We start from the raw sequence: 4293 nt of genomic DNA, 5'->3' as shown, positions 1-4293 counted from the left end.
TAACCGGGTGGGGGGGGCTCGTTGTTTTTTAACAGACCCAGGTTTTATTCTGCCACCCCCCCACACCACCCCCCGGGGGCGGGGCGTCCGCCCCCCCCCGGTCACAGATCCACCCATTCGGGTTACGAAACGCGCCGCACGCCCTCGGCGAGTTCGCCCGCCAGTTCCCTTACGGCGGCGAGTCCGGCGGTCTCGTCGACGGCGTCGAGCATCCGCTTGACGAACGCGGAGCCGACGATGACGCCGTCGGCGAAGGTCGCGACCTCCTTGGCCTGCTCCGCGTTGGAGACGCCGAGTCCGACGCAGACCGGCAGCTCCGAGGTGGCGCGGGTGCGGCGGACGAGGTCGGCGGCCTCGGCGCCGACCGACTCGCGGGTGCCGGTGACGCCCATCAGCGAGGCGGCGTAGACGAAGCCGGAGCCGGCGGCCGTGATGGTGGCGAGCCGCTCGTCCTTGCTGCTCGGCGCCACGACGAAGACGGTGGCGAGACCGTGCTTCTCGGCGTGCTCGCGCCAGCCGGCGGACTCCTGGACCGGCAGGTCGGGCAGGATGCAGCCCGCGCCGCCGGCCGCGGCCAGCTCCTCGGTGAACCGCTCGACGCCGTAGCGGTCGATCGGGTTCCAGTACGTCATCACCAGCACCGGCTTCCCGGTGGCGGCGAAGGCCTCGCGGACCGTGCGCATGACGTCGGCGATCCGGACGCCGCCGCGCAGGGCGATGTCGTCGGCCGTCTGGATGACGGGGCCGTCCAGGACCGGGTCGCTGTGCGGGAGCCCGACCTCGACGACGTCGGCGCCGCCGTCGAAGACGGCCTTGATCGCCTCGATGCCGCCGTCCACGGTCGGGAAGCCGGCCGGGAGGTAGGCGATGAGAGCGGCGCGGTTGTCGGCCTTGGCCTTGGCCAGGGTGTCGCTGAGGAGCTGGATGTTGCCGCTCACTTGGTGTCCCTCCGGATCTCGCCCGCGCCGTCCTCGGCGGCGGCGTCGGCCTCGACGGGGGCCGCGTCGGTGTCGTACAGCCCGAAGTAGCGGGCGGCCGTGTCCATGTCCTTGTCGCCGCGCCCGGAGAGGTTGACGACGAGCAGGCCCTCGGGGCCCAGCTCCTTGCCGACCTCCAGCGCGCCCGCGAGGGCGTGCGCCGACTCGATGGCAGGGATGATGCCCTCGGTACGGGAGAGCAGGCGCAGGGCCTGCATGGCCGCGTCGTCGGTGACGGCGCGGTACTCGCCACGGCCGCTGTCCTTGAGGTACGAGTGCTCCGGGCCGATGCCCGGGTAGTCCAGACCGGCCGAGATGGAGTACGGCTCGGTGATCTGGCCCTCGTCGTCCTGGAGCACGTACGACCGCGAGCCGTGCAGGATGCCGGGCTCGCCTGCGGTCAGGGTAGCCGCGTGCTCGCCGGTCTCGACGCCGTGCCCGGCCGGCTCGCAGCCGATGAGGCGGACGTCGGTGTCGGCGAGGAACGCGTGGAAGAGGCCGATCGCGTTGGATCCGCCGCCGACGCAGGCGATCGCCGCGTCGGGGAGGCGGCCGGCGCGCTCCAGGATCTGGCGGCGGGCCTCGACGCCGATGACGCGGTGGAAGTCGCGGACCATGGCGGGGAAGGGGTGCGGTCCGGCGACGGTTCCGAAGAGGTAGTGCGTCCGGTCGACGTTGGCGACCCAGTCGCGGAACGCCTCGTTGATGGCGTCCTTGAGGGTGCGGCTGCCGGACTTCACCGGGATCACCTCGGCGCCGAGCATCCGCATCCGGGCGACGTTCAGCGCCTGGCGCTGGGTGTCGATCTCGCCCATGTAGATGGTGCACTCGAGCCCGAAGAGGGCGCAGGCGGTGGCGGTGGCGACACCGTGCTGACCGGCGCCGGTCTCGGCGATGACCCGGGTCTTGCCCATGCGCTTGGTGAGCAGGGCCTGGCCGAGCACGTTGTTGATCTTGTGCGAGCCGGTGTGGTTGAGGTCCTCGCGCTTGAGGAAGACCCGGGCGCCGCCGGCGTGCTCGGCGAACCGGGGGACCTCGGTGAGGGCGCTCGGGCGGCCGGTGTAGTTGACCATGAGGTCGTTGAGCTCGCGCGCGAACTCCGGGTCGGTCTTGGCCTTGTCGTACTCGACCGCGACCTCGTCGACGGCGGCGACGAGGGCCTCGGGGATGAACTTGCCGCCGTAGGCACCGAAGTAGCCCTCGGTGGTGGGAACCTGACCCTCCGGGTCCGGAATGAAGAACTCGCTGGACATGCGGCTGCTCCTCGCGGGGCGGGTGCCCCGGATTACGTGCTAACGATGGTCACGGTATGCGCGCGACTCACTCACGTACGGCAACGCCGTCGCGGGCCCTGCCGTTGTGCCCACCCTCCCCCCAGACTTCGTCCGGGGGGACCCCCAGCCCAGCGGAACGAATGCCCACAACGGGGGCAAGGGATGTCAGACGGTCGTCGTGAAGGTGCGCGCGGGGCGCCGGCGCCATCGCATGCCGTTGACCTGACCGGGCTCGCTGCCGATCACGTACCGCACGCGTCGGCCGTGGACGCGTCGGGCGGGCGCCCGGCAGCCGCGCGGGCGGCAGCCCCGGGCCAGCGGGGCGTGCGCGGGAGCAGCGGCGGTACGGAGCCGGGTGCGCATCGCGCGTCCGGCGGCCGGGTCGGTGACCGTCACCGCGGGCATGCCGACGGCGCCCCGGGCGGCATGGCCCGGGACGGTCGACGTGGCGCGGCGGGGAGTCACGGCGGGGTCAGCTCCGGCCGTGACGGAGGGCGGGGTGGGCGCCGGCGGCGACGAGGTCGGCGACGGCGGCCTTCGGGTCGCGGCCGGTCACGAGGGACTCGCCGACCAGGACCGCGTCGGCGCCGGCGTTGGCGTACGCGATGAGGTCGTGCGGCCCGCGGACGCCGGACTCGGCGACCTTGACGATGCCGGCCGGGATCTCCGGGGCGACGCGCTCGAAGGTGGTGCGGTCGACCTTGAGGGTCTTGAGGTTCCGGGCGTTGACGCCGATGATCCGGGCGCCGGCGTCGACGGCGCGCTCGACCTCGTCCTCGTCGTGGACCTCGACCAGCGGCGTGAGGCCGATGGACTCGGCGCGCTCGATCAGGGAGACCAGGGCCTCCTGCTCGAGGGCGGCGACGATCAGGAGCGCGAGGTCGGCCCCGTAGGCCCGCGCCTCCCACAGCTGGTACGCCGTGACGATGAAGTCCTTGCGGAGGACGGGGATGTCGACCCGGGCCCGGACGGCCTCCAGGTCGGCGAGGGAGCCGCCGAAGCGGCGCTCCTCCGTGAGCACGGAGATGACGGCGGCGCCGCCCGCCTCGTAGTCGGCGGCGAGGCCGGCCGGGTCGGCGATGGCGGCGAGTGCGCCCTTGGACGGGCTGGAGCGCTTGACCTCGCAGATCACCGTGACGCCCTCGCCGCGCAGTGCGGCGACGCCGTCCTTGGCCTGCGGTGCCTTGGCGGCGCGCTCCTTGAGCTCGTCGAGGGAGACCCGCGCCTGCCGCTCTGCGAGGTCGGCGCGCACGCCTTCGATGATCTCGTCGAGCACACTCACGCGAGAGGCCCCCTTCCGGGACGGTGATGGTGACGTTCGTGAAGATGAACCAGGTTCAGCCATGTCGATGGTATCCGCAGGAGGGCGCGGGACCCGCATCCGGCCGACGTGCGTCCCACCTGCTGGGACTTCTCGGGAGCGGTCACGGGGCGAGCGCGGAGCCGAACGGCAGGTTCCGCACCAGGGTGAAGAGGGCGAGGACGGCGCCGATCCCCCACCACCAGACGGGGGCGATCGCGATCCTCATGGGTACGCCGCGTACGGCGCGAATCAGCCAGAGGACCATGACGACGGCGAAGATCCCGTAGCCGACGACGGCGAGCGCGTTGGCGCCGAGGGCGGCGCCGAGCTCGCCGTGCACGAAGGCGTGGGCGCTGCGGAGCCCGCCGCAGCCGGGGCAGTAGATCCCGGTGAAGCGCAGCATCGGGCAGACCGGATAGTGCCCGGGCTCGTTGGGATCGACGCTTCCGACGTAGGCGAACGCGGCCCCGACCCCGGCGAGCGTGGCGAGCGGCGCGACGAGCCGCCGAGCCGGCGACCGCGGCGCGTGAGCGGGGGTGGAGGGCGGGCCCGCCGTGGCGGACCAGTTGCCCACAACGGGCTGGGCGGGCTCGGCGGCGGGCCCCGCCGTCGCGTCGGGTTCGGCGGTGGCCTCGGGGCGCGGGGCGGCGGGGTCTTCGGTTACGCCGGGCGGCGGCTTCGGGTGCACGCGGTGATTGTCGCTCCTGACGCGTGAAGGCGCAGCACGGCATCGCCGTGC

At 73.1% G+C, this 4293-nt stretch carries 5 protein-coding genes; all 5 read right to left on the bottom strand.

What is annotated here, in order from left to right:
* Positions 1-122: 122 nt before the first annotated feature.
* The 5 genes from trpA to ACFVZW_RS36455 all read right to left on the bottom strand — a co-directional run bounded on the left by trpA (position 123) and on the right by ACFVZW_RS36455 (position 4242).
* Complete coding sequence (trpA, locus tag ACFVZW_RS36475; protein ID WP_384530806.1) at positions 123-938, bottom strand: tryptophan synthase subunit alpha; 816 nt, start codon at positions 936-938, stop codon at positions 123-125.
* Positions 935-2230, bottom strand: a complete 1296-nt coding sequence (gene trpB, locus ACFVZW_RS36470) for a tryptophan synthase subunit beta (RefSeq protein ID WP_383556738.1) — start codon at positions 2228-2230, stop codon at positions 935-937. The genes trpA and trpB overlap by 4 nt, the downstream gene beginning before the upstream one ends.
* Positions 2231-2416: 186 nt before the next feature.
* Positions 2417-2614, bottom strand: a complete 198-nt coding sequence (gene trpM, locus ACFVZW_RS36465) for a tryptophan biosynthesis modulator TrpM (protein WP_384530812.1) — start codon at positions 2612-2614, stop codon at positions 2417-2419.
* 109 nt (positions 2615-2723) lie between these two features.
* The gene (gene trpC / locus ACFVZW_RS36460; protein WP_376446451.1) at positions 2724-3533 is read right to left on the bottom strand and encodes an indole-3-glycerol phosphate synthase TrpC; all 810 of its coding nucleotides are present in this window, start codon (positions 3531-3533) and stop codon (positions 2724-2726) included.
* 142 nt (positions 3534-3675) lie between these two features.
* Positions 3676-4242, bottom strand: a complete 567-nt coding sequence (locus tag ACFVZW_RS36455) for a DUF2752 domain-containing protein (protein WP_384530804.1) — start codon at positions 4240-4242, stop codon at positions 3676-3678.
* Positions 4243-4293: the final 51 nt, after the last annotated feature.

Origin of the sequence: Streptomyces sp. NPDC059567, assembly GCF_042735655.1 — a bacterium.
Taxonomy (GTDB): domain Bacteria; phylum Actinomycetota; class Actinomycetes; order Streptomycetales; family Streptomycetaceae; genus Streptomyces.
The sequence above is the reverse complement of the archived record's forward strand: the minus strand, read 5'-3'. Positions and strand labels throughout refer to the sequence as shown.

What these genes read in the sequence shown, in the direction of transcription:
- trpB (WP_383556738.1), bottom strand. Translation starts at nt 2,230, where the DNA reads ATGTCCAGCGAGTTCTTCATTCCGGACCCGGAGGGTCAGGTTCCCACC.
- trpM (WP_384530812.1), bottom strand. Translation starts at nt 2,614, where the DNA reads ATGCGCACCCGGCTCCGTACCGCCGCTGCTCCCGCGCACGCCCCGCTG.